The organism is Streptomyces hamibioticus, from assembly GCF_047946815.1.
In the GTDB taxonomy this organism is placed as follows: Bacteria; Actinomycetota; Actinomycetes; order Streptomycetales; family Streptomycetaceae; genus Streptomyces.
In genome coordinates this window covers 6,899,043-6,925,330 of record NZ_JBKKQY010000001.1, presented here as the reverse complement: position 1 = coordinate 6,925,330, position 26,288 = coordinate 6,899,043, and the positions used below count along the sequence as shown (strand labels likewise).

27 protein-coding genes and 1 pseudogene are annotated in these 26,288 nt (G+C 73.7%); 16 read left to right on the top strand and 12 right to left on the bottom strand.

Translation table 11 applies throughout. The features are described from left to right. Positions 1–2: 2 nt before the first annotated feature. Positions 3–605 (top strand): ClpP family protease, encoded by a 603-nt coding sequence (locus tag ACLGIH_RS31580; protein ID WP_416528697.1) that lies wholly within the window; start codon positions 3–5, stop codon positions 603–605. A 142-nt stretch (positions 606–747) separates the two neighbouring features. On the opposite strand, the gene ACLGIH_RS31575 is transcribed toward ACLGIH_RS31580, so the two are convergent. After that, the gene (locus ACLGIH_RS31575) at positions 748–1,173 is read right to left on the bottom strand and encodes a helix-turn-helix domain-containing protein (RefSeq protein WP_416528696.1); all 426 of its coding nucleotides are present in this window, start codon (positions 1,171–1,173) and stop codon (positions 748–750) included. 255 nt (positions 1,174–1,428) lie between these two features. Here ACLGIH_RS31575 and ACLGIH_RS31570 point away from each other — a divergent pair, with 255 nt between their 5' ends. Continuing rightward, positions 1,429–2,316, top strand: a complete 888-nt coding sequence (locus ACLGIH_RS31570) for an RNA polymerase sigma factor SigF (protein ID WP_416529528.1) — start codon at positions 1,429–1,431, stop codon at positions 2,314–2,316. A 96-nt stretch (positions 2,317–2,412) separates the two neighbouring features. Here the strand turns inward: ACLGIH_RS31570 and ACLGIH_RS31565 are convergent, their stop codons facing one another. After that, on the bottom strand, positions 2,413–2,868 hold the full coding sequence (locus tag ACLGIH_RS31565; RefSeq protein WP_416528695.1) for an ATP-binding protein: 456 nt from the start codon (positions 2,866–2,868) through the stop codon (positions 2,413–2,415). 175 nt (positions 2,869–3,043) lie between these two features. On the opposite strand from ACLGIH_RS31565, the gene ACLGIH_RS31560 reads away from it, so the two are divergent. Genes ACLGIH_RS31560 through ACLGIH_RS31550 form a run of 3 tightly spaced genes read left to right on the top strand, consistent with a single transcriptional unit; the run spans position 3,044 to position 4,184 of the window. After that, positions 3,044–3,190, top strand: a complete 147-nt coding sequence (locus ACLGIH_RS31560; RefSeq protein ID WP_416528694.1) for a hypothetical protein — start codon at positions 3,044–3,046, stop codon at positions 3,188–3,190. Further along, positions 3,187–3,771 (top strand): PRC-barrel domain-containing protein, encoded by a 585-nt coding sequence (locus tag ACLGIH_RS31555; protein ID WP_416528693.1) that lies wholly within the window; start codon positions 3,187–3,189, stop codon positions 3,769–3,771. Before ACLGIH_RS31560 ends, ACLGIH_RS31555 begins: the two co-directional genes overlap by 4 nt. Continuing rightward, complete coding sequence (locus tag ACLGIH_RS31550; RefSeq protein WP_416528692.1) at positions 3,768–4,184, top strand: PRC-barrel domain-containing protein; 417 nt, start codon at positions 3,768–3,770, stop codon at positions 4,182–4,184. The genes ACLGIH_RS31555 and ACLGIH_RS31550 overlap by 4 nt, the downstream gene beginning before the upstream one ends. Before the next feature lies 1 nt (position 4,185). Here the strand turns inward: ACLGIH_RS31550 and ACLGIH_RS31545 are convergent, their stop codons facing one another. Further along, the gene (locus ACLGIH_RS31545) at positions 4,186–5,388 is read right to left on the bottom strand and encodes a DUF6777 domain-containing protein (protein WP_416528691.1); all 1,203 of its coding nucleotides are present in this window, start codon (positions 5,386–5,388) and stop codon (positions 4,186–4,188) included. Between the two features lie 168 nt (positions 5,389–5,556). On the opposite strand from ACLGIH_RS31545, the gene ACLGIH_RS31540 reads away from it, so the two are divergent. Continuing rightward, complete coding sequence (locus ACLGIH_RS31540) at positions 5,557–6,846, top strand: streptophobe family protein (protein WP_416528690.1); 1,290 nt, start codon at positions 5,557–5,559, stop codon at positions 6,844–6,846. Here ACLGIH_RS31540 and ACLGIH_RS31535 read toward each other — a convergent pair. The 4 genes from ACLGIH_RS31535 to ACLGIH_RS31520 form a co-directional block, all read right to left on the bottom strand. Further along, positions 6,843–7,802: a serine/threonine-protein kinase gene (locus ACLGIH_RS31535; RefSeq protein WP_416528689.1), complete on the bottom strand. Its 960-nt coding sequence runs from the start codon at positions 7,800–7,802 to the stop codon at positions 6,843–6,845. The two genes, ACLGIH_RS31540 and ACLGIH_RS31535, sit on opposite strands and share 4 nt — an antisense overlap. After that, entirely contained in the window at positions 7,799–8,995 is a 1,197-nt protein-coding gene (locus ACLGIH_RS31530; RefSeq protein ID WP_416528688.1) for an SH3 domain-containing protein, read from the bottom strand. Before ACLGIH_RS31530 ends, ACLGIH_RS31535 begins: the two co-directional genes overlap by 4 nt. A 9-nt stretch (positions 8,996–9,004) precedes the next feature. After that, on the bottom strand, positions 9,005–11,347 hold the full coding sequence (locus ACLGIH_RS31525; RefSeq protein ID WP_416528687.1) for an FHA domain-containing protein: 2,343 nt from the start codon (positions 11,345–11,347) through the stop codon (positions 9,005–9,007). A gap of 78 nt (positions 11,348–11,425) precedes the next feature. Next, positions 11,426–11,836 (bottom strand): hypothetical protein, encoded by a 411-nt coding sequence (locus tag ACLGIH_RS31520; protein WP_416528686.1) that lies wholly within the window; start codon positions 11,834–11,836, stop codon positions 11,426–11,428. Positions 11,837–12,091: 255 nt separating this feature from the next. Between ACLGIH_RS31520 and ACLGIH_RS31515 the strand changes: the two genes are divergently transcribed. Continuing rightward, positions 12,092–12,379: a DUF1905 domain-containing protein gene (locus tag ACLGIH_RS31515; RefSeq protein WP_416528685.1), complete on the top strand. Its 288-nt coding sequence runs from the start codon at positions 12,092–12,094 to the stop codon at positions 12,377–12,379. Here ACLGIH_RS31515 and mgrA read toward each other — a convergent pair whose 3' ends face one another. Next, entirely contained in the window at positions 12,380–13,372 is a 993-nt protein-coding gene (mgrA, locus tag ACLGIH_RS31510) for an L-glyceraldehyde 3-phosphate reductase (RefSeq protein WP_416528684.1), read from the bottom strand. Positions 13,373–13,498: 126 nt separating this feature from the next. Here mgrA and ACLGIH_RS31505 point away from each other — a divergent pair, with 126 nt between their 5' ends. Further along, a complete protein-coding gene (locus ACLGIH_RS31505; protein WP_416528683.1) occupies positions 13,499–14,392 on the top strand; it encodes a LysR family transcriptional regulator in 894 nt (297 codons plus the stop codon). 25 nt (positions 14,393–14,417) lie between these two features. Next, the gene (locus ACLGIH_RS31500; protein WP_416528682.1) at positions 14,418–14,933 is read left to right on the top strand and encodes a mycothiol transferase; all 516 of its coding nucleotides are present in this window, start codon (positions 14,418–14,420) and stop codon (positions 14,931–14,933) included. On the opposite strand, the gene ACLGIH_RS31495 is transcribed toward ACLGIH_RS31500, so the two are convergent. After that, entirely contained in the window at positions 14,915–15,994 is a 1,080-nt protein-coding gene (locus ACLGIH_RS31495) for an adenosine deaminase (RefSeq protein WP_416528681.1), read from the bottom strand. The genes ACLGIH_RS31500 and ACLGIH_RS31495 overlap by 19 nt on opposite strands. A gap of 46 nt (positions 15,995–16,040) precedes the next feature. Then, on the bottom strand, positions 16,041–16,436 hold the full coding sequence (locus ACLGIH_RS31490) for a VOC family protein (protein ID WP_416528680.1): 396 nt from the start codon (positions 16,434–16,436) through the stop codon (positions 16,041–16,043). Between the two features lie 184 nt (positions 16,437–16,620). Between ACLGIH_RS31490 and ACLGIH_RS31485 the strand changes: the two genes are divergently transcribed. Continuing rightward, positions 16,621–17,079, top strand: a complete 459-nt coding sequence (locus ACLGIH_RS31485; RefSeq protein ID WP_416528679.1) for a pyridoxamine 5'-phosphate oxidase family protein — start codon at positions 16,621–16,623, stop codon at positions 17,077–17,079. Positions 17,080–17,092: 13 nt separating this feature from the next. Here ACLGIH_RS31485 and ACLGIH_RS31480 read toward each other — a convergent pair whose 3' ends face one another. After that, positions 17,093–17,983 carry a glycoside hydrolase family 19 protein gene (locus ACLGIH_RS31480; RefSeq protein WP_416528678.1) on the bottom strand — a complete coding sequence of 297 codons (891 nt, stop codon included), beginning with the start codon at positions 17,981–17,983 and terminating at the stop codon, positions 17,093–17,095. Positions 17,984–18,408: 425 nt separating this feature from the next. Between ACLGIH_RS31480 and ACLGIH_RS31475 the strand changes: the two are divergent. From ACLGIH_RS31475 to ACLGIH_RS31460, 4 genes and pseudogenes are all read left to right on the top strand, one after another. Beyond that, positions 18,409–19,405: pseudogene (locus ACLGIH_RS31475) on the top strand (acyl-CoA dehydrogenase family protein); the annotation flags it as partial. Between the two features lie 551 nt (positions 19,406–19,956). Next, positions 19,957–20,397, top strand: coding sequence for an SPW repeat protein (locus ACLGIH_RS31470; protein WP_416528677.1), 441 nt, complete (start codon positions 19,957–19,959; stop codon positions 20,395–20,397). 215 nt (positions 20,398–20,612) lie between these two features. Further along, a complete protein-coding gene (locus tag ACLGIH_RS31465) occupies positions 20,613–20,876 on the top strand; it encodes a GlsB/YeaQ/YmgE family stress response membrane protein (RefSeq protein WP_416528676.1) in 264 nt (87 codons plus the stop codon). A gap of 131 nt (positions 20,877–21,007) precedes the next feature. After that, positions 21,008–21,493 (top strand): nucleoside deaminase, encoded by a 486-nt coding sequence (locus ACLGIH_RS31460; RefSeq protein ID WP_416528675.1) that lies wholly within the window; start codon positions 21,008–21,010, stop codon positions 21,491–21,493. Between the two features lie 845 nt (positions 21,494–22,338). Here the strand turns inward: ACLGIH_RS31460 and ACLGIH_RS31455 are convergent. Then, the gene (locus ACLGIH_RS31455) at positions 22,339–23,043 is read right to left on the bottom strand and encodes a chaplin (RefSeq protein WP_416528674.1); all 705 of its coding nucleotides are present in this window, start codon (positions 23,041–23,043) and stop codon (positions 22,339–22,341) included. A gap of 273 nt (positions 23,044–23,316) precedes the next feature. Here ACLGIH_RS31455 and ACLGIH_RS31450 point away from each other — a divergent pair, with 273 nt between their 5' ends. Both ACLGIH_RS31450 and ACLGIH_RS31445 read left to right on the top strand, forming a co-directional pair. Next, a complete protein-coding gene (locus tag ACLGIH_RS31450) occupies positions 23,317–24,936 on the top strand; it encodes an alpha/beta hydrolase (protein ID WP_416528673.1) in 1,620 nt (539 codons plus the stop codon). A 135-nt stretch (positions 24,937–25,071) separates the two neighbouring features. Continuing rightward, complete coding sequence (locus ACLGIH_RS31445; protein ID WP_416528672.1) at positions 25,072–26,166, top strand: baeRF3 domain-containing protein; 1,095 nt, start codon at positions 25,072–25,074, stop codon at positions 26,164–26,166. Positions 26,167–26,288: the final 122 nt, after the last annotated feature.

Here is a 26,288-nt window from a genome sequence, read left to right as displayed (position 1 = left end):
GCATGGGGACGTACACGATTCCGAACGTCGTCGAGCACACCCCGCGGGGCGAGCGCTCCTACGACGTGTTCAGCCGGCTGCTGTCGGAGCGGATCATCTTTCTCGGCACCGAGATCGACGACGGCGTCGCCAACGTCGTGATCGCGCAGCTCCTCCACCTGGAGTCGGCGGCACCGGAGAACGAGATCGCCATCTACATCAACTCCCCCGGCGGCTCGTTCACCTCGCTGATGGCGATCTACGACACCATGACGTTCGTCCAGGCGCCGATCTCGACGTTCTGCGTCGGACAGGCGGCCTCCACGGCGGCCGTGCTGCTGGCCGGGGGCGACCCGGGGCGGCGGTTCGTGCTGGAGCACGCGCGCGTGCTGCTCGGGCAGCCGGCGTCCGGGGGCAGCCGGGGCACGGTGTCCGATCTGGCGCTCCAGGCCAAGGAAATGGTGCGCATCCGCGCCCAGGTCGAGGAGGTCCTGGCCCGGCACACCCACCACGACGTGGCGACACTGCGCGCGGACATGGACCGGGACAAGGTGTTCCCCGCGGCGGAGGCGGTGGCGTACGGGCTGGCCGACGAGGTGCTCAGCCGGCGTCTCGTGACGGTCTGAGACACGGTCCGGGCCACGGCCTGAGACGGGCCGGCGGCGAAGCCGAGGGCGAGGACCGGGGACGCGGGGCTGGGGCGCGGGGCGGGCGGGGACGAGGGCCGGCGCCGCCGCACGGTGCGGCGGTGCCGGCCCCGGGAAGCCGTCAGGCGGCCAGGCACAGTCCGCCGTGGTGCGTGCCCGACGTGCCGCGGCCGCCCGCCGCGTGCCGGGAGGTGATCCGGGTCAGTTCTCCCTGGGCCCGGGACAGCAGGTCGCCCAGCCCCAGGCCGAGGGCCTGCGCGGCGGCCGCGAGGACCTCCGAGGAGGCCTCCTTGCGGCCGCGCTCCACCTCCGAGAGATAGGGCATGGAGATCCGGGCGGCCTCCGCGACGTCCTTCAGGGTGCGCTCCTGGTCGAGCCGTTCGCGGCGCAGGACATCGCCGACCAGGTCGCGCCACAGCGGCTCCCGGGGAGCCGGCGCCGGGGTGTACGGGCGGGCCGGGGAGACGGCGGCGGGGCGGGTTCCCGGGCGCGCGGCGGGCGAGCGCAGGGGAATGACGCGGGCTTCGTTCGACGCTTGGCTGCTCACCTCTTCAGCCTAGGAGGGCGTGGCCCTCGCGGAAGGGAGCGGTCTTCCGCCCTGAGGGAAATCCAGCGGCCGAAATCCGTCCATGATGCGGCCCCTGAGGCAGGGACATATCCTGATGGGATGGTGAGTTCCACGCAAAATCACCGACGGTTTTCCGCCACCCGGGACAGTGGTGGGCATGTGCAGCCACGACCCGGGTACACGCAAGCCCGAAGGACTCAGGGAGACCAAACCGTGACTTTCGTGGGAGAGGTAATGGACACCGCCGTGATCCGGTCGCAGGCACAGGTCGTCGAGGAGACCGGCGGGACCGGGACGGGCGACGGGCCGCTGCCCGGAGTCGTGGACCCCCGGGCCGTTGCCCCGCGCGACGCGCGTGAGCTGTCCCGGCAGTTCTTCCAGCGTCTGACGGAACTCGAAGAGGGCACGCACGAGTACCAGTACGCGCGCAACACGCTCATTGAGATGAACATGTCGCTGGTGCGGTTCGCGGCCGGACGGTTCCGCGGCCGCGGGAACGACATGGAGGACATCGTCCAGACCGGCATGATCGGCCTGATCAAGGCCATCGACCGGTTCGAGCTGTCGCGCGAGGTCGAGTTCACCTCCTTCGCGCTGCCGTACATCGTCGGCGAGATCAAGCGGTTCTTCCGTGACACCACCTGGGCGGTGCACGTACCGCGCCGCCTCCAGGAGCTGCGCGTGGAGCTGGCCAAGGCCCGCGAGGAGCTGTCCAGCCGGCTGGACCGCGAGCCGACCGTCGCGGAGCTGGCCACGCTGATGAACATCAGCGAGGACGAGGTGATCGAGGGCCAGATCGCCTCCAACGGCTACAACTCCTCCTCCCTCGACGCGGCGCTCACCGGCGACGGCGCCGAGGGCGGCGAGGCGGTGCTCGCCGACTTCATCGGTATGGAGGAGGACGGGCTGCGGCTCGTCGAGGACTTCCACGCACTGGCTCCGCTCATGGCCGAGCTGAGCGAGCGGGACCGGCAGATCATCCATCTGCGGTTCGTCGAGGAGGCCACCCAGGCCGAGATCGGCGAACAGCTCGGCTGCTCGCAGATGCACGTGTCCCGGCTGATCAAGCGGATCCTCACCCGGCTGCGCGAGGGCATGCTGGGCGAGCTGGGCTGCGCCTGACAGGACGGGGCGGGCACCTGGCCGAGGGGCCGGGCGCCCCACCGCCGGACGGGGCCCGGGAACCTGAGGGTACCGGGCCCGCGAGAGTCCTGCGGCTCAGTTCTCCTGCAGCGGCACCACGGCGCGTACCCGCTTGCCCACCGGGACCCGTTCGACGACGATCTCCTCGGCCAGGGCGTGCACGATCTCCAGACCATGCCGGCCGACGCGCTCCGGGTCGCGGGGGAAGCGCCGGGGAACCGATCCGCTGCTGTCGTAGACGGACACGGTCACGGAGACGTCCGTGCCCTCCAGCTCCAGGATGTAGGGACCCCTGCTGTGCCGGTCGGCGTTGGTGACGAGTTCGCTCACCACCAGCAGCACGGCGCCGTCGGCCCGCGGGCCGATCGTGGCACACCATTCGGTCCTGAGCTGGTCGAGGAAGAGCGAGGCGAAGGACCGCGCCTCGGCGATGCTTCCCGGGTCGCCCGTGTAGTGCGCCGCCCGCCGTAGCGGTTCCACGGGCACGTCGAAACCAGTCGGTATCACTGCCCCGTCCAGATGCTCGATCATGCGTTTCTCTCTCGGATGCCGGACTGGCCGGACGCTGCTGCACCAGTCCTCGTACCCCGGCCTCGGCTCCGCAGTCCCCCGGAGCCGCACTGCGGGCATCGTCACAGTCGCCGGGGGCACCCGGATGGTACCGGGGCCGGTCGACGGTGGCCGGACGGAGGGCCGGAGGTGAGCCGTGGCCTGGTGGATGTGGCTGGTCGTGGTGCTCGTCGCGGTGGTGGCCTGCGCGGCGGTGACGGTGGCCGTGCAGGCCGGCCGGCGGTCGGGGACGGTCGTCGCGGTGCGCCGGGGACGCCGGTCCGGCGGGAAGGGCGTGCGATGAACGAGCTGATGGCGGCCCGCAGCCTGACGACCCGCCCGGTGGTCACCCTGGGCGGCGACGCGGTCGCCCAGATCAAGGACACCGTCTTCGACGCGGAGGCCGGGCGGATCACCGGGTTCACCCTGAGCGGCCGGGGCCTGTTCTCGGGGCCCCTGCGGCAGAGCCTGCCCTGGGCGGCGGTGCACTCGCTGGGCCGGGACGCGGTGATGATCGCGGACCGGCGGGCGCTGGTGGAGACGGCCGCGGTGGTTGCGCGCCGGGAGGCCGCGCAGGGTCGGGTGCTGGGGGCGAAGGTCCTGACCGACGACGGCACCGACGTGGGCACGGTGCTGGACGCGGTGGTGGAGGGCGGCACCCGCGGTCGGGTGGTGGGCTTCCGGGTCGCCGCGAGCAAGTCGTTCGTGGCGGCCTCGCATCGCCGGCGGCGCCGGGTGTACGTACCGCGCGGCGAGACGCTCTCCGTCTCCGGCCGGGCGCTGGTGCTGCCCGCGGACGCCACCCGGCACGTCGCGGACGATCTGCACGACCTGGCCGCGCTGATGGGCGGCTCGCCCGGCCGTCCGGAGGGCTCGCCGCCATGATGCTGTTCTCGCAGGTGAGCGGCCTGCCCGTGGTCACCCTCACCGAGGCCGCTCAGCTGGGCACGGTGGCGTCACTGACCGTCGACGCCCGCTCCGGTGCCCTCACCCACGTACGGGTCCGCGGCCGGCGCCCGCGCAAGGAGACGGTGCTGGCCTGGGACGCGGTGCACGCCATCGGCCCGGATGCCGTCCTGGTCCGCTCGGCCGCCGCCGCGGAGTCCGCCCCGCCCCGCCACGACCTGCCGGGCAGCCGGGTGCTGACGGAGACCGGCGACGCGTGGGGGACGGTGCAGGACGTCGCCTTCGACCCGGAGTCCGGGCGCGTCCTGACGATCCTGACCACACGCGGTGAGCTGCCCGGCGACCGGATGCTGGGGCTCGGCGACCACGCCCTGGTCGTACGGGACGGCTGAGTCACACGGCGGGCGGAGCGGCCGGTGACGGCGGCACCTGTGCGGAGGGCAGGGACTGGGGGACGGTGCCCGGGTCGGCGGGCGGCGGGTCGGTCGTGCCGGGGTCGCCGGTCGTTCCCGGGGCCTCGGGCGTGCCGGGGTCCTGCGTCGTCGGCCCCTCGGTGGTCCGCTCCCCGGTGTCCGGTGCCGGTGAGGTCGGTTCGGTCGGGGGCGCGGGGGTCGGCTCGCCGGGGGACGGGGAGGCCGGGTCGGTGGGGCGCTCGGTCTCACGGTCCTTGCCGCCCGTGTCGCCGGCGGGCCGGGAGATCCACTCGTTGCGCTCGGGGTCGTAGAGGACGAACACCTCCACCGGCCGCGGCGCCGGTTCGACGACGACCACGTTCGAGGCGCGGTACCCGGGCCAGGGGTCGCCCGTCGTCCTCGGCGTGACGGGCTGGGCCACCGGTTCGGTGAGCGGGTTGCCGCAGGCACAGCGCACCCGGGGCACGCCGCGGTCGTCCACGAGGACGGCGGTGCCGGCCTGGAGCACGGACTGGTAGGGGGTCGCCTTGCCGTCGCGGAAGCCGTGGTTGGTGACGCGGGTGTCCACGCGCAGCTGTACGGGGGTGAGCCCGCGCAGGTGGTCGGGTACGTCGGCGGGGTCGACACCGGCGACGGAGGCGAACGCCCGGTTCTTGTCCGGGTCGGCGCCGAGCGCGTCGATCTGCTTCTCCACGTCACAGCTGGAGACGTTGCGGGTGCCGCCGTACAGGCCGGGTTCGCCGCCGTCCGCGCCGCGCAGTTCGTTGGGCGGTCCGGACTCGGTGTCCGGGGACGGCCTCTCGGAGGGGATGGAGCTGTCCTTCGCCGTCGACTCGGTGAACGGGTCGGGGCCGCTGGTGCCCGCGGCCTGGAGGAACACCTCGCCCTGGGTGCCGGGCTCGCCGACCGTGCCGGAGTCCCCGCCGGTCCGGGAGAACACGACGGCGAGGACGACGGCGGCCACCACGACCACGGCCAGCACCGCGAGCCGAGGGGCGGAGCGCCACCACGGGCGGCGCGGCCGGCCGGGTCCCGTGGAGCCGCCGCCACCCCCGGGCGGCGGGGACGGGGGGCCGCCGGAGGGCGGCTGGGAGGGGCCGGACGGGGACCCGGACGAGGGTCCGGACAGCGGCCCGGAGGGCGGTCCGGTGGGGCGGCCGGACGACGGTGGTTCGACGCTCACGAGTTCTTCTTCCGCGAAGACCTGAACGGCTCTGACGAGACTTCAGTCCGATATGCGTGCTATCTGCCGTATCCCTTTATTGTGTGCTCTCCTCCCGAGGTGGGCGCAAGCCGACGCGGACGGCCCTCTCGGCGGGCGCCCGGCGCGGGCGCTGCTTAGCGTGGCAGGGTGAGTTCGCCAACCCCCTCCCCCGCCGGCCGCCGGGTCCCCCGCCACGGCTGGGTGCAGGCGCTCGGCACGGTGCTGGCCGGGCTGGCCGCCATGGGAGTCGTCGCCGCGCTCGGGCTGTGGGCGGCGGGCGCCACCGACCTGCCCGGCAACGCCTTTCCCCGGGTCGTCACGGCGACCGTCGTGACCGCCGTGGGCGGGGCGGTCGAGTTGTCCGGAGACGCCGGAGGGCTCGCCGGCACCGAGGCGTCGATGACCGTGATCCCGCTGTCGGTCACGCTGACCGGCGCGCTGGTGTTCGCCTGGGGCTTTCTGCGTCCGCTGCGCCACCGGGCGGTGGCCGGCGCCCCGGAACTGGCGGGCTGGGCGGGCCGGATCGCCGTGCTGTGGCTGCTCGCGCTGCTCGCGCTGGCCTTCGCCGCACGGCAGACCTTCGAGATCTCCCTCGGGGAGGGACTGGACGACCTCGGCGACCTGTTCGGGTTCGAGCCGAAGGTCGGGTTCACCACCGACGTACCGCTGACCGTGCTGTTCGGGCTGCTGTGGCTGGCGGGCGTGCTGGCGCTGGCCCTGCTGGTCTCGCACGGCGCCCCGCTGCCCGGGCGGATGCTGCGCTGGGAGACCTCGGTGCGGCCGGCGGCGTACGCGATGGTTCTGCTGCTGTTGGCGTACGTGGCGATCGGCGTGGTGGTGGGGCTGGTGGTCGCGGCGACCCGGGGGCACCCGGCGGAGACGTTCGCGGTGCTGCTGCTCGGCCTGCCCAACCTGGTGTGGCTGGGGCTGACGATCGGTCTGGGTGCGACGTGGGAGGGGCGGGTGGAGGGGCCGTTCGGGCTGCCGATGCCGCACGTCCTGGACGAGGTGCTGCGCACGCCGGGCATCTCGACGCTCAACCTGGGCACGCTCTCCGAGCACGACGGCCGGGTGTGGTGGCTGCTGGTCGCCGACGTGGTGCTGCTGCTGGCCGCCGGCTTCGTGAAGGCGGCGCGCACGCCGGGCCGGTTGCCGGCCTGGCGGCACGGCGCGCACATGGCGGTGGCGCTGGCGCTCACGGTGCTCATGATCTGCCTCGTCGGGCGGCTCTCCGCGCGGTACGGGCTGTCCGTGCTCGGCATCGGCGACCTGGGCGGCGGGCTGTCCGGGGACCTCTTCCTCCGGCCGCGGCTGTGGGGCGCGCTCGGCCTGGCCCTGCTGTGGGGCCTGGTCACCGGTTTCCTCGGCGCGCTGCTCGCGCGGTGGGCGGTGCGGCGTGCGCGGGGCGAGGTCCGGGGCCCGTCCGGCGGGTCCTAGGACCGCTTGCCGAAGACCGGTTCGGCCCAGCGCGGCGGCGGTGCGGGGCGGTCGGCCGACCGGTGCGGGGCGGGCCCGCCGGGGCGGATCGCGGCGCGCAGGGCGGCGACGAAGGCGAGACAGGAGTCGTGGCGGTCGTCCGGACGCTTGGCGAGGGCCTTGGCGAAGACCGGGTCGGCCCGGGCGGTGAGGTCGGGGCGCGCCTCGGTGAGGGTCGGCGGCTCGTCGTACTGGTGGGCCCACAGCAGGGCCAGGTCGTCGTCCCGGCGGAACGGCGGGCGCCCGGCGAGGATCTCGTAGACGACGCAGGCGAAGCCGTAGACGTCGCAGCGGCCGTCGACCGGACGGCCGGAGATCTGCTCCGGTGACACGTAGTCGAGGGTGCCGACGAACTGGCCGACCGTGGTGAAGCCGGTGAGCGACAGCGACTTCTTGGTCAGCCCGAAGTCGGTGAGGTAGGCGTGCTCGGGGTGCTCGCTGTCGGTGCCGCGGGCCACCAGGATGTTGCCGGGTTTGACGTCCCGGTGGACCAGCCCGTGCTCGTGGGCCGCGTCCAGCGCGGAGGCCACCTGGGCGGCGATGCGCAGCGCGGTGGCGGGCGGCAGCGGGCCCCGGCGGTCGAGGAGGTGGCGCAGATCGCTGCCGGGGACGAAGCGCATGGCGATGTACAGGACGCCGTCGGTCTCGCCCGCCTCGAACACCGGCACGATGTGCGGGTGGTCGATCGCGGCGGCGGCCCGGGACTCGTGCGTGAACCGGCGCCGGAAGGTGTCGTTGCGGGCCAGTTCCGGGGCGAGCAGCTTCAGGGCGACGGTGCGCTCCAGACGCAGGTCGCGGGCCCGGTAGACGACGGCCATGCCGCCGCGCCCGATCTCGCGCTCGATCCGGTACCCCGCGACCTGCCGTCCCACCAGCTCGGACGGCCGCCCGGAGAACGCACCGGTGCCGTCGCTCACCGCCGCTCACCGTCACCGGCGATCCGGGTGGCATCCGGACCGTCCGACGGACCGGCCTCCGGTACGACACGGGTGGGCGCGTATCCCGTACCCTGCCCGTCGGCCTCCGGCTCGGGCCCGGCCTCCCCGACCAACCGCGTGGGGGCGTGCCCCGGATCCCGACCGCCACCCTCCGGCTCGGGCCCGGGCTCGCCGGCCGACCGCGTGGGCGCGTGCCCCATGCCGTGACCAACAAATTCACGCTCCGGCCCGGGCTCGCCGGCCAAGCGGGTGGGGTCCTGACGCGGCCCCTGCCCGTCGGACGCCGCCTCGGACTCGGCCTCCCCGACCAACCGGGTAGGCACGTGCCCCGGATCCCGACCACCGCCCTCCCGCTCGGGCCCGGGCTCGCCGGCCAAGCGGGTGGGGTCCTGGCCGGTGGAGTCCTCCGCCGGGGACGGGCCCGTCCGGCGGGGTGGTGGCTCCGGTGCACCGGTGACGGGCACCAGCCGGGTCGGGGCGTGCCGACGGTCCGCTTCCGATGTCCCCGCCGGGCCCGCTCCGCCGGGCGCGAGCCGCTCCGGCGGGCCCGCCCCGGGCGCCGGCCGGGCAGGGGGACGCGCTTCCCGCTCCGCCGGAGCCGCCCCGTCCGGCGCGCCCTCCGGCACCACGCGCGTCGGCGGGTGGGTCTCCTCCGGCACGGCACGGCCCGCACCGGAGGCGTGCTGCGGCAGCCCGTCGTCCGTCGCGTACGTGTTCAGCCGGGTGCCGTCGCCGTGGACCCACTCGGAGCGGTCGGTGTCGTACAGCCACACCGACTCCCCGTCGACCACGACACCGACCCTCAGGCCCCGCGTCCGGGCCTGGAAGGACTCGCCGTCGAGGGTGCCGTCCGTCAGGTCCTCGACGGCGGCGCGGTAGCGGGCCAGGCCCTGCTCGGCGCGGGTGAGCAGCGGTCGCGGGTCGGCGGTGCGGGCCTGCGGGCCGCCGGCGGCGGGCGGATCCTGCGGTACGGCGACCAGGAGCCGGCCGTCGACCCAGGCCGACCAGCCGTTGGAGCACAGCACGTGCGCCCAGTCGCCGCTGCGTTCGACGAGCTGCACGGGCAGCAGGGCGTCGAGCGGCACGGTGGGCCGGCCGGGGTCCGGCGTCTCCCAGGCGGGCATCCCGTGCTGCGGGACGACGTGGGTGGGCCGGAAGCCGGGAGTGCTCATGACGGACGCCTACTTCCGCATCACGACGGGCTCGTGGCGGCGCAGCAGCCGGGAGACGACGAAGCCGAAGACCACGGACAGCACGACCAGCATGCCGATGTCGAGCAGCCAGATCCCCACCGTGTGCTCGAACAGCGGATCGTCGGTCAGCTCGCCGGGCACGATGCGTCCCAGGTCGACGGTGCCGGCCATCGCGCCGAGCGCCCACCGGGCCGGCACCAGCCACGCCAGCTGCTGCAGGCCGGGCACCCCGTCCAGCCCGAGCAGGGCGCCGCAGAAGACGACCTGGACGATGGCGAGCAGCACCAGGAGCGGCATCGTCACCTCCTCCTTGCGCACCAGCGCGGAGATGAGCAGGCCCAGCATCATCGCCGTGAAGGCCAGCAGGGCGACCGCGACGGTGATCTCCACGAGGGGCGGCAGGATCACCCCTTCTCCGCCCGGCGCGTTGAGATCGACGCCGAGGAGCGCCACCAGGGTCAGCACCACGGCCTGGACCACGGTGATCGTGCCGAGGACGACGACCTTGGACATCAGGTACGCCGATCTGGACAGGCCCACCGCCCGCTCGCGCTGGTAGATCACCCGCTCCTTGACCAGCTCCCGGACCGCGTTGGCCGCACCGGTGAGCACACCGCCGACGCACAGGATCAGCAGCGCGTTCATCGCCGTCTCCTGGGTGAGCCGGCCGCCGGCCAGCGCGCGGGCCATCGCGCCCATCACGAAGGGCAGGGCGATCATGATGGCGAGGAAGGTGCGGTCGGCGCCCAGCGCGCTGGCGTACCGGCGCACCAGTGTGCCGAGCTGGGCCGTCCGGCTGCGCGGCCGGGGCGGCGGGGCGATGACGACGGGACCGGACCGCGGCTGCTGCGGCTGGGCGGTCTCGTCGGCGACGTAGCGGCGGTGCAGCGGCGATTCGGCGAACCGGCCCGCCCAGTCCCGGTCGCGGTCGCGCTCGAAGGCCTCGAAGGCCTCCGGCCACTGGTCGAAGCCGAAGAAGGGCAGGGCGTCCTCCGGCGGCCCGTAGTACGCCACCTTGCCGCCGGGCGCGAGGACCAGGAGCCGGTCGCACACCTCGAGGCTCAGCACGCTGTGGGTGACCACGACGACGGTCCGGCCGTCGTCCGCCAGGCCGCGCAGCATGTTCATCACCGAGCGGTCCATGCCGGGGTCGAGGCCGGAGGTCGGCTCGTCGAGGAAGAGCAGCGAGGGCTTGGTCAGCAGCTCCAGCGCCACGCTGACCCGTTTGCGCTGCCCGCCGGAGAGGCTGTGCACGGCCTGCCGGGCGCGCTGCTCCAGGCCGAGCTCGCGGATCACCTCGTCGACCCGGGCGCGGCGCTCCGCCTTGGCCGTGTCCTGGGGGAAGCGCAGCTCGGCGGCGTAGGACAGGGCGCTGCGGACGGTCAGCTGGGAGTGCAGGATGTCGTCCTGCGGGACCAGGCCGATGCGCTGGCGCAGCTCGGCGTAGTCGCGGTAGAGGTCGCGGCCGTCGTAGAGGACGGTGCCGCGGTCGGCGGGCCGCTGCCCGGTGAGGGCGTTCAGCAGGGTCGACTTGCCGGCACCGCTCGGGCCGACGACGGCGAGCAGGCACTTCTCCCCCACCGGGAAGGACACGTGGTCGAGCAGGGTCTTGCGCCCGCGGTCGACGGCGACGGTGAGGTCCTGCACGTCGAGGGAGATCTCGCCGGTGTCGACGTATTCCTGGAGCGTGTCGCCGACGAGGCAGAAGTCGGAGTGGCCGATGCCGACGACGTCGCCGGGGCCGATCTCGGCGGTGGTGACGCGCAGGCCGTTGAGGTAGGTGCCGTTGTGGCTGTCCAGGTCGACGATCTCGTAGGTCCCGTCGGCCGTGGTGCGCAGTTCGGCGTGGTGCCGGGAGACGACCAGGTCGTCGAGGACGAGGTCGTTGTCGGCGGCGCGGCCGATGCGGACCGTGCGGGCGGGCAGTGGGCGCACGGTCGTGGGCTGCCGGTAGGTGGAGGTCAGTGCGGGGTGCGAGACCACCGAGGGGCGCTCCGGGGGCGGCGGTGCGGGCCGGCCGACCAGGACGGCGCGGGGGCCGTCGGCCGGGCTGCCGAAGCGGATGACGCTGCCGGGGCCGACGTCCCAGGCGTCGACGCGGTGGCCGTCGGCGTAGGTGCCGTTGGTGCTGTGCTCGTCCCTCAGCGTCCAGTGGCCGTCCTCGGGCCGCAGCACCGCGTGGTGCCACGAGACCCGGGCATCGTCGATGACGATGTCGCTCAACGGGTCGCGCCCGACGTGGTAGTCGCGGCTCGGACTCATCACCGTGGAGCCGGAGTCCGTCTCCAGGACGAGTTCGGGCGCGGTCGGGGCGCCCGGCCGCTCAGCCATACGTGAATTCTACCGATGTGCCCATGGATGCGCCTGGGCGCGAGCACGTGCCGCGCACCCGAGGCGGGGACCGGCCGCTCAGCCGACGGGGACCAGCAGCGGCGGGGCGGCGCGCTGCATGCGCAGGGCGTCCACGGACTCGGCGAGCAGCTCGTACTCGGTGGTGTCGTCGCTGGTGGCGATGCGCACCAGCCGCCCGGCGGCCAGCTCGTCGGCGACCTGTTCCTGCCGTACGTCGTCGGCGCACCAGGCCCGCAGCACCGTCGGCACGTCGGGCACGGTGTCGGCGACCGGGGTCAGGGCGCCGGGCGGTAAGTGCGGGTCGTCCGGTCGCGGGTCGAGGCGCTCGGCGATCCAGGTGGCGCGGTCGCGCAGCCACCACAGGGCGAGGGCGAGAGTGGGCGCCCGGTAGGTCCCCAGGGGCACGCCGATGCGGCGGCCGTCGCAGACGCCGTATGCGGTGACATGGCACAGGAACTCGTCGTGCACTGGTCCCCTCCCCCGTCGCCCGGCCGGCGGCCGGTCCGGCCGGGCGGCCGTGCGGATCATGTGCGGTGCGTGAGGGCGCTGTCGCGTGCTGTGAGACGCCCTAGCAGACGAGTATGTTGACTGCTGAAACACTGTCACCATGAGTTTCCGGCCAGTCTCCTGGCATATTCACGGCCGCTGTTGGCCGAAAGGCGATGAGTTCCCCGGTCGCCGGCGGTCTCATCAGTGGCGAGGCCACCGACGACGGAGGAGATCATGGCGACCACCGGCGAACTTCCCGAGGAATTCACCGCCGTACTGCGCAAGAGCCCGAGCGAGGGCGGCTGGACCTATCTGGTCTGGCCCGGGTCCGTCGCGTTCTTCGGTACGCGCGGACTGGTCAAGGTCCGCGGCACGATCGACGGGCACCCGTTCCGCAGTTCCTTCACGGCACTGGGCGACGGCACGCACAAACTGCCTGTGAAGGCCGCCGTCCGCGAGGCCATCGGCAAGCAGGAGGGCGACACCGTCACCGTCCGGCTGGAGGAGCGGCTCGGCGCCTGACTATCCCTTGACGATCGCGTCGATGCGGTCCAGCTCAGCGGCGTCGAAGTCGAGGTTGCGGGTGGCCGCGACGCTGTCCTCGAGTTGCCGCGGGCTGCTCGCGCCGACCAGGGCGGAGGTCACCCGGCCGCCGCGCAGCACCCAGGCCAGCGCCATCTGCGCCAGCGACTGGCCGCGGGACTTGGCGATCTCGTCCAGGCCGCGGAGCCGGTCCACCAGCTCCCCGGTCACCGCGTCGGAGTTCAAAAAGGGGCTGTCGCTCGCCGCGCGCGAGTCCTCGGGGATGCCGTCGAGGTAGCGGGCGGTCAGCAGGCCCTGCTCCAGCGGGGAGTAGGCGATGGAGCCGACCCGCAGCTCGTCCAGGGTGTCGAGCAGGCCCTCGCGCTCCGGGCGGCGGTCCAGCATCGAGTAGCGGGGCTGGTGGATCAGCAGCGGGGTGCCCAGGCCGGCGAGGATCCGGGCGGCCTCGCGGGTCTGCTCCGGGGAGTAGTTGGAGACGCCGACGTACAGCGCCTTGCCCTGCTGCACCGCCGAGTGCAGCGCGCCCATCGTCTCCTCCAGCGGAGTCTCCGGGTCGGGACGGTGCGAGTAGAAGACGTCGACGTACTCCAGGCCCATGCGCTTCAGACTCTGGTCGAGCGAGGACAGCAGGTACTTGCGCGAGCCCCACTCGCCGTACGGACCGGGCCACATCAGGTAGCCGGCCTTGGTGGAGACGACCAGTTCGTCGCGGTAGGGACCGAAGTCGGCCCGGAGGGCCTCGCCGAGGGCGGACTCGGCGCCGCCGGGCGGCGGGCCGTAGTTGTTGGCCAGGTCGAAGTGGGTCACACCGAGGTCGAAGGCGCGGCGCAGGATGGCGCGCTGGGTCTCGACCGGCCGGTCCGGTCCGAAGTTGTGCCACAGGCCGAGCGAGAGTGCGGGAAGCTTCAGGCCACTGCGTCCGGTGCGCCGGTAGGGCATGTCCGCGTAGCGGTCGGGGTGTGCGGTGTACAACGCGACTCCAGAGGGGTTGGCACCCGAGGTACGGGCTCGTGCGGAACCGGGTCCACTCTGTCGCGGCCTGCGGGCAGTGGTCCAACAGAAGAATCCGATGGGATTCAGCGGCTACGCTGCTCAATCATGGAACTGCGCCAGCTCCGGCACTTCGTGGCGGTCGCCGAGGACCAGCACTTCACCCGCGCGGCGGAACGGCTGCTGGTATCCCAGTCCGGCCTGTCGGCGTCCGTGCGGGCACTGGAGCGGGAGCTGCAGACCCCGCTGTTCGTGCGGACGACCCGGCGGGTGACGCTGACGGAGGCCGGGCGGGCACTGCTGACCGAGGCCCGGCGCATCCTGGCACAGGTGCGGTCGGCGCACGAGGCGGTCGCCGCCGTGCAGGGGGTGCTGCGCGGCACCCTGTCACTGGGCACCGAGCAGTGCATCGCCGGGGTGCATGTGGCGCGGTTGCTGGCGGCGTTCCGGCAGCGCCATCCGGACGTGGAGATCCGGCTGCGGCAGGCGGGCTCGGGCGAACTGGCGGAGGAGGTCGCGGCCGGGCGGCTGGATCTCGCCTTCGCCTACCGGACGCAGGCGGACGCGGAACACCTGCGCTCGGTCTCGCTGAACGGCGAGCCGATGACGGTGCTGTGCCACCCCGGCCACCCGCTGGCCACCGGCTCCGCCGTGCTGGGCCCGCCGGACCTGGCCGACGAGGTCTTCGTCGACTTCCACCCGGACTGGGGGCCGCGCCGGGTCACCGACGCGGCCTTCGCGGCCGCGGGCGTCCGGCGCACGGTCGCGCTGGAGGTCAACGACGTGCACGGGCTGCTGGACCTCGTGGACGAGAACCTCGGCATCGCCGTCGTGCCCCGGCACTTCCGGCACAAGCGGGCGTCCCTGGCCTCGCTGCCGCTGAAGGACACGGGCGAGGCGGTGTACGAGACCATCGCCCTGCTGCCGCCCCCGCAGGCCACCAGCCCGGCCGCCCGGGCCCTGCTGGACCTGCTGGACCTCCTGGACACGGGCGGCGTCTGAGGGGCGGATGCGCCAAGGTGGACGCATGCACGCAAAGGACATCCTCATCGAGGGCTACGGCCGCATCCAGGAAGAGGTCCGTGCCGCCGTCGAGGGCCTCGGCCCCGGCGATCTCGACACCCGCCCCTCCGGAGAGGCCAACTCCATCGCCTGGCTGATCTGGCACCTCACCCGCGTCCAGGACGACCACATCGCGGACGCCTTCGGGCTGGAGCAGGTGTGGCTCGCCCAGGGCTGGCAGAAGCGCTTCGGGCTGGACCTGCCCCGCCACGACACCGGGTACGGCCACAGCTCCGCCGAGGTCGGCAAGGTGCGGGTGGAGTCGGCCGAGCTGCTGACCGGCTACCACGACGCCGTGCACGAGCAGACCCTCGGCGCCCTGCGCTCGGTGGCGGCCAAGGACCTGGAGCGCGTCGTGGACGAGAACTGGGACCCGCCGGTCACGCTGGGCGTCCGGCTGGTCAGCGTCCTGTCCGACGATCTTCAGCACGTCGGACAGGCCGCCTATGTGCGAGGGCTGCTTCAGAGCGCCGCGTCGTAGCCCGGCAGGACGACGTCCCGGATCAGGGCGGTGCGCTCGTCGAACGGGATGAAGGCGCTCTTGACGGCGTTGACCGTCACCGTGCGCAGGTCGTCCACCGTCCAGCCCGCCTGCTCGACCAGCAGGGACATCTCGCGGGTCATCGTCGTGCCGGAGACCAGGCGGTTGTCGGTGTTGAGGGTGACGCGGAAGCCCAGGTCTTTCAGCGCGGTGATCGGGTGCTCGGCGATCGAGGTGGCGGCGCCCGTCTGGAGGTTGGACGTCGGGCACATCTCCAGGGCGATGCGGCGGTCGCGCACCCAGCCGGCCAGGCGGCCCAGCTTGCCGCCCGCCAGGTCGGGGATGTCGTCGGTGATCCGCACGCCGTGACCGATGCGCTGGGCGCCGCACACCTGGAGGGCCTGGTGGATGCTGGGCAGCCCGTGGGCCTCCCCGGCGTGGATGGTGAACGGCACGTTCTCGCGGCGCAGGTACTCGAAGGCGGCGAGGTGGTCGGCGGGCGGGAAGCCGTCCTCGGCGCCCGCGATGTCGAAGCCGACCACTCCGGCGTCCCGGAAGGCCACGGCCAGGTCGGCGGTCTCCTTGGTGCGGTCGAACATCCGCATGCCGCACAGCAGGGTGCCGACGCGCACGGGCGTCCCGGCCGCCGCGGCCTTCGCCATGCCGGCGGCCAGTCCCTCCTGGACGGTCTCCACGACCTCCGCCAGGGTCAGCCCGCCCTTGAGCATCAGCTCGGGGGCGTAGCGGACCTCGCCGTAGACGACGCCGTCGGCGGCGAGGTCCAGGACGTACTCCTCGGCGGTGCGCAGCAGGCCCTCGCGGGTCTGCATCACGACGAGGGTGTGCTCGAAGGTGGCGATGTAGCGCACCAGGTCACCGGAGTTCGCGGCCTCGTAGTACCAGGCGGCCAGTTCGTCGGGGTCGGTGGCGGGCAGCGTGTGGCCGACGGAGGCGGCCAGCTCCACCACGGTGGCGGGGCGCAGGCCGCCGTCGAGGTGGTCGTGCAGCACGGCCTTGGGGAGGCGGCGGACGGCGTCGGTGTCTATGCGCGTAGATGACATGGTGCGGTGTTCCTCGGCTGATCGGTGAGCGATGGAGCGGGGCAGGTCAGGAGGCGGCGGGCTGGAGCAGGTCCCAGCGGTTGCCGTACAGGTCCCGGAAGACGGCGACGGTGCCGTACGGCTCGTGCCGGGGCTCCTCCAGGAAGGTCACGCCGGCGGCGGTCATGCGGGCGTGGTCGCGGGCGAAGTCGTCGGTGTGCAGGAAGAAGCCGACGCGCCCGCCGGTCTGGTCGCCGACCCGGGCCCGCTGCGCCTCACCCCTGGCCCGGGCGAGCAGCAGAGCCGTGCCCGGCGATGAGCCGGGCGGCTCGACGACGACCCAGCGGGAGCCGTCGGGCCGGGGCGTGTCCTCGGCGAGCCGGAAACCGAGGGCCTCGGTGTAGAAGCGGATCGCCTCGTCGTAGTCGTCGACGACGAGGGCGACCAGGGCGATGCGTGCCATCGTGACCTTTCGGGGCGAGCGGTTGACGGGAGAGGTTATACGTAAAACGACCCTACGCCAAACCCTCTGTCGCCACCGCGTCCGAAAGGCCTCCCCCGGTGGCCCTCCGCGGTGGCCCTCCGCCGGTAGGCCTACACCCCGCGCCCGAGGTGCGATCGTGCCGCGTCCGCTAGCGTCCCGGGGCATGAAGATCAACGATCGGCCGCGCGACCCCGCCCGGCGCAAGCGGGACGTACTCGACCGTCTCGAACGGGAGCTGGACATCTGGGTGGCCACGGCGGACCCCGACGGGGTGCCGTGTCTGGTGCCGCTGTGGTTCGTGTGGGACGGCACGGACCTGTGGCTGGCCACTCGGCCCACCAACCCCACCGGGCGCAACCTGCGCACCGGCCGCCGCGTCCGGCTGGCGTTCGGGCACACCCGCGACGTGGTCCTGATCGACGGTGACGTGGAGGTGTTCGCCGCGCACGAGGCCCCGACGGCGGCGGCCGGGGCGTTCCTCGCGAAGACCGGCTGGGACCCCCGCGAGGACAGCGCCCCGTACGCCTACTTCCGGGTGCGACCGCGCGCCGTCCAGGCGTGGCACGAGGAGCATGAGCTCAAGGGCCGGCACCTGATGCGGGACGGGGTCTGGCAGGTGTAGGGCGGCGGTGCCGTCAGCAGTACAGGTTGCCGCCCGGCGAGACGCCGAGGATCTGCGTGAACTGCTGGTACTTGCTCACCCGGCTCTGCACCTGGCCCGGGTTGCGGCCGTCGCACTCCATGGAGCCGTTGATCGAGCGGATGGTCTGGCCGAAGCCGTGGCCGCCGACCATGGCGTGGTGCGGGGTCATGGTGCCGGGCCCGGACTGGGTGTTCCAGTACCACAGGGCCGTCTTCCAGGCGATGGCCGCGTCGTTCTGCACCAGCCAGGGGTTGTTCAGCAGGTCGATGCCGAGGGCGTCGCCCGCGGCCTTGTAGTTGAAGTTCCAGCTGAGCTGGATCGGGCCGCGTCCGTAGTAGGCGGCCTGCCCTGCCGGGCAGCCGTAGGGCCGGCCCCAGTCGCAGTAGTGCGGGTAGTTGGCGGTGTTCTGCTCGACGATGTGCACCAGTCCGCCGGTCTCGTGGCTGACGTTGGCGAGGAAGGCGGCCGCCTCCTGCTTCCTGGTCGTGTCGCCGCCGGTGCCGGCGAAGCCGGGGAAGGCGTTCAGCGCGGCGGTCAGGCCGCTGTAGCTGTAGAACGAATTGCGGTTCGGGAACATCTGGTTGAACTGGGCCTCGGTGACCACGAAGTTGCCGACGGGCGCCTCGGAGCCGCCGTCGCAGGCGTACGGTTCCCAGTACCAGGTGCTGATGGTCGGGTCGTAGCCCGGGTTGGCGTGCTCGGCGATGTACGCCTTGCCGTCGGTGTACCGGACGATGTCACCGGCGGCGTAGGACTTGCCGGCCACCCAGTTCGGGTAGCTGGAGCAGACGGCCGCGGAGGCCGGCGCGGCCGGCAGCAGGACGGGGGCGGCGCCCGCGAGGGTGAGCGCGGCCACGACGGCGGAGATTCGGCGCCTCGACACGGGATCAACTCCTTTGCGGAGCACGGCCGCTCCCGTACCGGGGCAGGGCGGAGCGGAGCCTCGTGCGCACGCGCCGGTCCGGCCGGCCACGGCGTGGGGGCGGCCGTGGTGGGGGGTGTGGAGGCACACTCAACCGCTTTGGTCTGTACCAGTCAAGGTGTAGACCAGTCCAACTCGGCGACGAGCCGGTCGGGTTGGCAGCGGGCGCCGGCCGGGTGGGCACCGGCGCCGTCCGGCGTCTCCTGGCCCTCGGCGTACGAACGGCCCCTGATCAAAACGTCGCCGTCACGTGCACGCAGCACGGTGGAGGACTCCGGACTGTTCAGCCCCCACTCCCGGCGACGGGGGTTTCCGTCCGTTCGCCTCCTGCACCGACAGCGTGCCCGGGGCGGCACCCCGCCCGGCCCGGTGGCGAGAATTCCCCCATGAGCACGACGCCCCACCCGCTCGTCACCCGCGCCCGCCGGCTCGCGGACGACCTCCTCGCCCCCTGCGCCCAGCGCGTCGACCAGGAGGGGGTGCCCGCCTCCCGCCTGGACGCGGTCCGCAGGTCCGGCCTGCTCGGAGTGAGCGCACCGGAGGAGTACGGCGGGGCGGGCGCCCCGGACGCGGTGGCCCGGGAGACCGCGGAGATCCTGGCCGGGGCCTGCTGCTCGACCTGGTTCGTGCAGACCCAGCACCACACGCCGGTACGGATGCCGGCGAAGGCGGACGCGGAGTCACCCGTGCGCGAGCGGCTGCTGCGCCCCCTGGCCGCGGGGGAGCTGCTGTCCGGCATCGCCTACGCGCACGTCCGCGCCTTCCCCCGGGTCCCGGTACGGGCCACGGCCGACCGGGGCGGCTGGCGCTTCGACGGCACGGTGCCCTGGTACACGGGCTGGGGCCTGAACGACGTGATGCTGCTCGCGGGCGTCACGGAGGCGGCCGATGCGGCTCGCCGCGCCGACCGCCGCCCGTACGGTCTCCCTCGGCCTGGACGGACTGTGGGTGCCGCAGGACTCCGTCGTGCTGCGCACGCCGCGCGAGGAGTTCGCACGCGTCGACATCCCCGCAGCGCCAACACCTCGCCGGCGGTCTTCGGCGTGGCGTACGCCGCGCTGGGCCTGCTGGGCCTGCTGGGCGGCGCGCCGGACACGCGGGACACGGCGGAGGCGCTGCGCCAACGGCTGGACGAGGTGCGGAGCCGGGCGTACTCGCTCACCGAGCACCCCGTTCCGCACGAGCACGTCGAGGAACGGCTGGCCCTGCGTTACGCGGGCGTACGACCTGATGCGGGCGGCCACGACCGCGGCGGTGGTGGCCGGGGGCGGCCGCGCGACGAGCCTGGACAGTCCGGCCCAGCGCCTCGCGCGCGAGGGCATGCTCCTGCTGGCGCAGGGCCAGACGGCGCCGGTGCGCGAGGCCCATCTCGCCGCGCCGGCCTCGCTCTGGACGGCTCCGGCCGGTCGCCCTTCGGTCACTCCTCCGAGGCGGCTCCGGCCGGCCGCCCCTCGGTCATTCCTCCGAGGCGGCTCCGGCCGGCCGCCCCTCGGTCATTCCTCGTCGCGGGCCGGGACCACCACGAGGAACGCGTCCGACTTCAGATCCATCACGACCGTTGCGGGCTCGCCCGCGGCGCGCCGGGCCGCCGCGTACTCCTCCGCCGGCCACGAACCGCGCGGATCCCCCGCGGGAAAGCGCTCCAACACCTTCGCGCCCATCGCGGCACACCTCCAGCATCGAACAACCTCGAACCATCGACTCGAACGCACCCAGTGCGTGTCATCCGCCTGCCCGCGAACGGGCCTGACATGTACGGAACGAGGACCTTCGCGGTCGGCGCCTCGGCGGCGCACCCCTGCCGCCCCTGCTGCCCCTTCAGTCTCTTCCGCCCACTACACATAAGGGGCAAATAAGCGCAGAATGAACTTACGCGGTGCATACCGCATACCGCCTCAGAAGCGGTCGGCCCTGTCAGGTAAAGGAGACGACTCATGGCCAACGTCTCGCGCAGCAGAGGTGACCTTTCGGCCCACCCTGACGCCGAGGAAATGCGGGCTCGCTACGCCCGAATGCTCGGCGGTCGTGACGTGGCACTCGTGGACGGGCCGGTGTTCCTGCTCGGCCTGTACTGTGCCGTGTCCCCGTGGATACTCCACTTCACGACGAGCCAGCCGTCGCTGGTCCCCCACAACCTGATCGTGGGCATCGCGATCGGACTACTGGCCCTCGGCTTCACCAGGGCCCCGGAGCGCATGTACGGCCTCAGCTGGGCCATGTGCGCCATCGGCGTGTGGATGATCATCTCGCCCTGGATCGTCGGCACGAGCCCGGACACCGGCGTCGTGTGGAACAACATCGTCATCGGCGCCCTGGCCCTGATACTCGGCGTGGTCTGCGCCGCCACGGCGGCGAAGAGCGTCCCGAAGCCGTAGTCGGGAGTCCGGCAGGACCGAGACAAGACCGAACCGTCAAGGGCGGGCCGGTCCGCACCCCGCGGACCGGCCTGCCGCACGTCCGCGCGCGGACGGACCTCCGGCGTGACCCGGCGGTGTCGATCACAGCGGGCGGCCCCGCGGACTGTCCCCGCACGCAGTGGGCACCCGCACCGTGCGGGGGTCGTGACCACAGTGAATGAAGAGGGGCGGATATGGAGATCAGTGGCATCCTCAGCGCGATCGTGATCGGCATCGTCATCGGTATCCTGGGCCGTTGGGTGATCCCGGGCCGGCAGCGCATCGGAGTCCTGTGGACCATCGCCGTCGGCATCGTGGCCGCACTGATCGGCACCGCGATCGCCGCGGCGTTCGGTGTGGCCGACACCGACGGCGTGGACTGGGTCGAGTTGCTCATCCAGATCGGTCTGGCCGCGCTCGGCGTGGGCGCGCTGGACCGGGCGAAGGCACGCCGCTGAGCGGTGACCGGACGATGCCGGTGGTGAACGGGGCCCGCGGTGAGCGGAGCCGGTGAGGTACGGAGGCGACCCCGCGGGCCGGCGCACGTAGGGTGATCGGTCGGAGACCGCTCGCGAGGAGGCCGTACGCCATGGTCGTGAAGGATGACGAGCTGCCGTACCTGCGCCGGTGCGTGGAGCTGGCGGCCCAGGCGCTGGAGGCCGGGGACGAGCCGTTCGGATCGGTACTGGTGGGTGCGGACGGCACGGTGCTGGCGGAGGACCGCAATCGCGTGGCCTCCGGCGACCGCACCCGCCACCCGGAGTTCGAGCTGGCCCGCTGGTCGGCCGCCCGGATGGCGCCCGAGGAGCGGGCGGCCGCGACCGTGTACACCTCCGGCGAGCACTGTCCGATGTGCGCCGCCGCGCACGCCTGGGTGGGCCTCGGCCGCATCGTCTACGTCGCCTCGTCCGAGCAGTTGTCGGCCTGGCTGGCCGAACTGGGCGTACCCGCACCGCCGGTGCGGACGCTGGCGGTGCGGGAGGTCGCGCCCGAGGTGGCCGTGGACGGCCCCGTACCGGAGCTGACGGAGCGGGTCCGCGCCCTGCACCAGCGGTTCCACGGCGAACGCCGCTGACCAGGGCGGTACGTCCGCCCCCGGCGGCGCGGCGACCGAGCGAGCAGTGCCGGGCGGCTACCGGGCCGGTGGCGGAGGCCGTCGGACCGAGCGAGAAGGCGAAGCAGCCGCCGACGCGTGGCTGCGGCCTCCCGGACGAGAAGTCGGCGCGGTCGCCCGCCGCGAGGCATGGTTGCCGGTACTCGCGGTCACCGCGCACGGCCCGGCGCGAGGTCTCGCCCGCGTGCGGGCCGCGTGTGGCGGGGCCCGTCGGCTCGTCCGCCCGCCACCGAGCGGCTCCGCCGCCGACCAGGGCGACGGCCCGACGCGGCGCCCGACGCGGCGCCCGGAAGACGGGCGCCCTTTGTCGGGCTCACCCTCCGAGGCGGCGCGGCGGGTCCCCGGCAGGCTCCACTCGAGCCCAGACGGGCCCGGCCGCGACGCACGGCGCGGGTGAACCGGACTCGGATGCGCGTCGCCGTCCGCGCCAGCGGTGCCGGGCGGCGACCAGGGCACAGGCCTGCGGCCCTCGGCAGCGGGCCGCCACGCCGCCGGAGGTGGCCCTCACGGCGCCCGAGGCAGGCCCCACGCCGCCCGAGATAGACCGCACGGCTGCTGCCGGGGCAGGCCCCGACAGCGCCCGTGGTACCCCCGGCCCGCGAGGTGGGCCCCACGGCGTCCGACGCAAGCCGGCGCCCCAGCCCCCGACGTAGATCCCACGGCCCCCGCGGCAAGCCCTCAAGGCACCCGAGGGAAGCCCCCACGGCGCCGCCGGTCGGTCGCGGCCTCGGCGCCGCCGCCGGGAAGAGGGGCGACCGCAGCCGGGAAGGGGGCGTCCGCAGCCGGCGGCCCGTGCGCCGCTCCGGTCAGGCGTCCGTGCCGGGGCGGAAGCGCCGGTAGAGGGCGGCGCCGCCGAGGACCAGCGCGGTGCTGCCCGCCAGGGCCGAGAGCACACCGTCGGTCCCCGTCTCGGCGAGGGACGTGGCGGCTCGGGGCGGGACGGCGGCCTGCGGCGCCGGCTTCGTCTCCGCGCGGTCCACGGGCGGCTCGGACGGCTCCGGGTCCGGCTCGGCGGGGCGGTCCGGGCGCTGCGGGCGCGTCGGGGGCTCACCCGGGCCGTTCTCGGACTCGTTGCCCGTCGCCGGGTTGCCGATGCCCACCACGTTCACCGAGTTGCCGCTGATGTTCACGGGTAGCTCGACCGGCAGCTGCACCCCGTTGCCGGACACCACACCCGGCGAATCCTTCGCGCCGCTCTCGGCGGCGGCCCCGCCGGACGACGTCCCCGGGCCGGCGTCCTCGTGCCCCGGCCGCCGGTGACCGCCGGTGTTGGCGCAGCCGTTGCCCGCGGCGGGGTTCAGGAGCCCGGCCACGTTCACGGTGTTTCCGCACGCGTTCACCGGGACGTGCACCGGGAGCTGGACGGTGTTGCCGGAGACCACCCCGGGCGAGCCGGCCGCGGACCCCTCCGCGGCGGCGCCGTCGGACGCGAAGGCCGACCCCGGAACCGTAACGGCCATCGCGCCGGAGGCGGCGACGGCGAGCACACGGAATCGGGTAACCCTTCTCATAGGATTCCCTGCCTTCCAGACATGGTCGCGGGCACTCGCCCGCACCGGATAAAACGCGGGCGCACCATCCGAGTTATGGCTGATCCGCCTGTCACTCCATCGAGTGGCACGTTTGTCGAACGAACGGCAAAGAAGCTGGACGCCACCCTCACCCGTACACGCGTACGAAGCATTCGGGCGTACCGCTCGCCCGGAGGCGAGGCGTCCGGGCGGCCCTTATGGTGAGCGAGGGCGCCGTTCTCCGGTCCGCGACGGGGCGCCCGGGAGGCATCGATGCTGGTCAAGCTGTCGAAAGAGCCCAAGTCGCCGGTCCGGCGCTGCGCGGTCACCGGCGCGCTGGGGCTGACCCTGCTCGGTGCGGGGCTGCCCGCGGCGACCGCGGACGAGGGGGCCGGCACACCCGGCCTGGCCCGGTTCTACGACCAGAAGGTCACGTGGACGCGATGCGAGGGGCTCGACGCCCCCGAGGACCTCCAGTGCGGAAAGGTCACCGTCCCGCTCGACTACGGCCGACCCGGGGCGGGCACGCTCGACCTGGCCCTCGCCCGCTACCGGGCGACCGGCGACTCGAAGGGCTCGGTCCTGCTGAACTTCGGCGGCCCCGGCGGCTCGGGCGTCGCCGAACTCGCCGCCGGCGGCAAGGACTTCATGCACCTGACCAACCGCTACGACGTGGTGGGCTTCGACCCCCGCGGCGTCGGCCGGTCCTCCCCCGTCAGCTGCGGCCCGGGCTCCGTCGAGATCATGGAGGCGACCGACGGGGACGAGAACCTGCGCGACCCCGAGGACGTGCTCCGCCAACTGCGGCAGGCCGCCGCCGAGTGCGCCGAGCACTCCGGGCCCGTCCTGCCCCACATAGGCACCGTCAACGCCTCCCGCGACATGGACGTGATGCGCGCGGCACTCGGTGACGACAAGCTCAACTACCTCGGCTTCTCCTACGGCACCCGGCTCGGTGCGGTGTACGCCGCCCAGTTCCCGGACAAGGTGGGCCGGCTGGTGCTGGACGGCGTGGACACCCTGACCGAGCCCCTCACCGAGCAGGCTCTGGCCGGTGCGCAGGGGCAGCAGACCGCGCTGGAGCACTTCCTCACCTGGTGCGCCGAGGACATCGCCTGCCCCTTCGGCCAGGACGCCCGGGACGCCCGGCGGCAGGTCGTGCAGCTGGTCGGGGCGCTGGACGAGGACCCGGTGCCGACGGCCTTCGGGGAGCCCTTCTCCGGCCAGGACCTGGTGGGCGCCATCGGGCAGGCGCTGTACAGCCGGGAGCTGTGGCCCTCCCTGTCGCGGGCCATAGCTCAGCTGGTCCACGACGGTGACCCGCGTGGTCTGGAGAGCTTCGTCTCCGGCGGCGTCACCTTCCCGGTCCGCCGGGGCCCGGCCGGCGGCCTCACCGACCCCGAGGACGTCCCCCTCGACAATCTGCCCGCGGCGCTGATGGCGATCAACTGCGCCGACGACCCCGACCGCCCCGGCGCCGAGCAGGTCACCCGCTCCCTCGGCCGGCTCCGCGAGCGGTACGAGGAGGCCTCGCCGGTCTTCGGCCGGTACCGGCTCACCCAGGTGCTGATGTGCTACGGCCGTCCCAAGGGCACCGACTTCATCCGCGACGAGGTCAAGGACCTGGACACGCCGAAGATGCTGCTCGTCGGCACGCGCGGCGACCCGGCGACGCCGTACCGCTGGACGGTGCAGACGGCCGAGCGGCTCGGCCCGTCCGCCGTGGTGCTGGACAACAAGGGCGAGGGCCACACCGGCTACGCCTCCTCCGAGTGCGTGCACCGCAAGGTCGACGACTTCCTGCTCCACGGTTCCCTGCCGCCCAGCGGCAGCTCCTGCGGCTCCCGGGACGACGCGGGCGACGCGGGCGACGCGGGCGACGACGGCTCCTGAACCGGTGCCCCGGCCGCGGTGCGCCGGTCGGGCGGCGAGCCGCCCGACCGGGGCCGGCCCGGCGGGACCGGAGTGACCGAAATGATCCTCGATACTCCGAATGCCTGACAAGCGTATCGGGCCTATCGTGCTGACATGGAGCACGATCTCACTCCCGCCACCCTCGCCGAACTGCGGCGCCCCCGCCCCTATCCCGCGGTGTCCGTGCTGACGCCGACGCACCGCCGGGAACCCGACAACGCCCAGGACCGGATCCGGCTGCGTCACGCGGTCGGCGACGCCAAGAAGCGGCTGGAGGCCGATCCCGCCATCAGCCGGGAGCGCCGCGTGGAGGTCTCCCGGGAACTCGACCGGGCCCTCGCCGAGGTCGACCTGACACACGCCGAGGACGGGCTGGCGATCTTCGCCGCTCCGGGCGAGCACCAGGTGTGGACGCTCGCCCGCACGGTGCCCGAGCGTGTGGTGCTCTCGGACACCTTCCTGACCCGCAACCTGGTCGCCGCGCACACGGCGGAGCGGCCCTTCTGGGTGCTGTCGGTCTCCGCCGACCGGGTCACCCTGTGGAGCGGCGGCACGGACCGCGTCGTCGAGGAGCGCACCGGCGGCTTCCCGATGACCCGGCCCGGACAGAACTTCGACCCCGAGCGCAGGCAGCGCACCGGCGACTCCCCGAGCGCCTTCCGGGACGAGGACACCCGCCGGTTCCTGCGCGAGGCCGACGCGGCACTGGGCAGGGTGCTGCGCGAGCATCCGCGCCCGCTGTACGTCACCGGCCCTCAGGCGGCGCTGGCGGTCCTGGAAGGGGCGGCGGGCGCCGCCCGGGGCGCGGTGCACATCCCGCGCGGCGGCCTCGCCCACGGAACACCGGAAGCCGTGCGGCAGGCGGTGCGGCCACTGCTGGCGGCGGAGGCGCTCCGGTCCGCCGACACCGTCTCCCGGGAGCTGGAGTCCGCCCGCGGGCGGCGGGACTTCGCGGCCGGCGTCGACGAGATCTGGCAGAGCGCGCGGGTCGGCCGGGTACGGCTGCTGGCCGTCGAGGAGAACTACCGGACGACGGTGGTGGACGCCGGCGACCATCTGGAACCGGCCGGCGACGGCGACCTCGACGCCCGCGAGGACATCGTGGACGAGATCGTCGAGCAGTGCCTGGAGACCGGCGCCGAGATCCACTTCGTCCCCGACGGCGCGCTGGGGGACGTGGAGGGCATCGCGGGCGTGCTGCGCTACTGACCTCCCCGGCCCGGGGTGCCGTTCGCGGCGCCGTCCGGCCCGGTCTTGACGGCCGTGCCACCCTGGTCGCCGTACCCGCGTCCGGCTCGGTGACGCGGGCGGCGGACGGGGAAGGAGCCGAC

What these genes read in the sequence shown, in the direction of transcription:
- ACLGIH_RS31515 (WP_416528685.1), top strand. Translation starts at nt 12,092, where the DNA reads ATGGCGACCACCGGCGAACTTCCCGAGGAATTCACCGCCGTACTGCGC.
- ACLGIH_RS31460 (WP_416528675.1), top strand. Translation starts at nt 21,008, where the DNA reads ATGGTCGTGAAGGATGACGAGCTGCCGTACCTGCGCCGGTGCGTGGAG.
- ACLGIH_RS31495 (WP_416528681.1), bottom strand. Translation starts at nt 15,994, where the DNA reads ATGTCATCTACGCGCATAGACACCGACGCCGTCCGCCGCCTCCCCAAG.
- ACLGIH_RS31525 (WP_416528687.1), bottom strand. Translation starts at nt 11,347, where the DNA reads ATGGCTGAGCGGCCGGGCGCCCCGACCGCGCCCGAACTCGTCCTGGAG.
- ACLGIH_RS31570 (WP_416529528.1), top strand. Translation starts at nt 1,429, where the DNA reads ATGGACACCGCCGTGATCCGGTCGCAGGCACAGGTCGTCGAGGAGACC.
- ACLGIH_RS31490 (WP_416528680.1), bottom strand. Translation starts at nt 16,436, where the DNA reads ATGGCACGCATCGCCCTGGTCGCCCTCGTCGTCGACGACTACGACGAG.
- ACLGIH_RS31555 (WP_416528693.1), top strand. Translation starts at nt 3,187, where the DNA reads ATGAACGAGCTGATGGCGGCCCGCAGCCTGACGACCCGCCCGGTGGTC.
- ACLGIH_RS31565 (WP_416528695.1), bottom strand. Translation starts at nt 2,868, where the DNA reads ATGATCGAGCATCTGGACGGGGCAGTGATACCGACTGGTTTCGACGTG.
- ACLGIH_RS31445 (WP_416528672.1), top strand. Translation starts at nt 25,072, where the DNA reads ATGGAGCACGATCTCACTCCCGCCACCCTCGCCGAACTGCGGCGCCCC.
- ACLGIH_RS31465 (WP_416528676.1), top strand. Translation starts at nt 20,613, where the DNA reads ATGGAGATCAGTGGCATCCTCAGCGCGATCGTGATCGGCATCGTCATC.
- ACLGIH_RS31450 (WP_416528673.1), top strand. Translation starts at nt 23,317, where the DNA reads ATGCTGGTCAAGCTGTCGAAAGAGCCCAAGTCGCCGGTCCGGCGCTGC.
- ACLGIH_RS31455 (WP_416528674.1), bottom strand. Translation starts at nt 23,043, where the DNA reads ATGAGAAGGGTTACCCGATTCCGTGTGCTCGCCGTCGCCGCCTCCGGC.
- ACLGIH_RS31505 (WP_416528683.1), top strand. Translation starts at nt 13,499, where the DNA reads ATGGAACTGCGCCAGCTCCGGCACTTCGTGGCGGTCGCCGAGGACCAG.
- ACLGIH_RS31485 (WP_416528679.1), top strand. Translation starts at nt 16,621, where the DNA reads ATGAAGATCAACGATCGGCCGCGCGACCCCGCCCGGCGCAAGCGGGAC.
- ACLGIH_RS31500 (WP_416528682.1), top strand. Translation starts at nt 14,418, where the DNA reads ATGCACGCAAAGGACATCCTCATCGAGGGCTACGGCCGCATCCAGGAA.
- ACLGIH_RS31530 (WP_416528688.1), bottom strand. Translation starts at nt 8,995, where the DNA reads ATGAGCACTCCCGGCTTCCGGCCCACCCACGTCGTCCCGCAGCACGGG.
- ACLGIH_RS31580 (WP_416528697.1), top strand. Translation starts at nt 3, where the DNA reads ATGGGGACGTACACGATTCCGAACGTCGTCGAGCACACCCCGCGGGGC.
- ACLGIH_RS31470 (WP_416528677.1), top strand. Translation starts at nt 19,957, where the DNA reads ATGGCCAACGTCTCGCGCAGCAGAGGTGACCTTTCGGCCCACCCTGAC.
- ACLGIH_RS31550 (WP_416528692.1), top strand. Translation starts at nt 3,768, where the DNA reads ATGATGCTGTTCTCGCAGGTGAGCGGCCTGCCCGTGGTCACCCTCACC.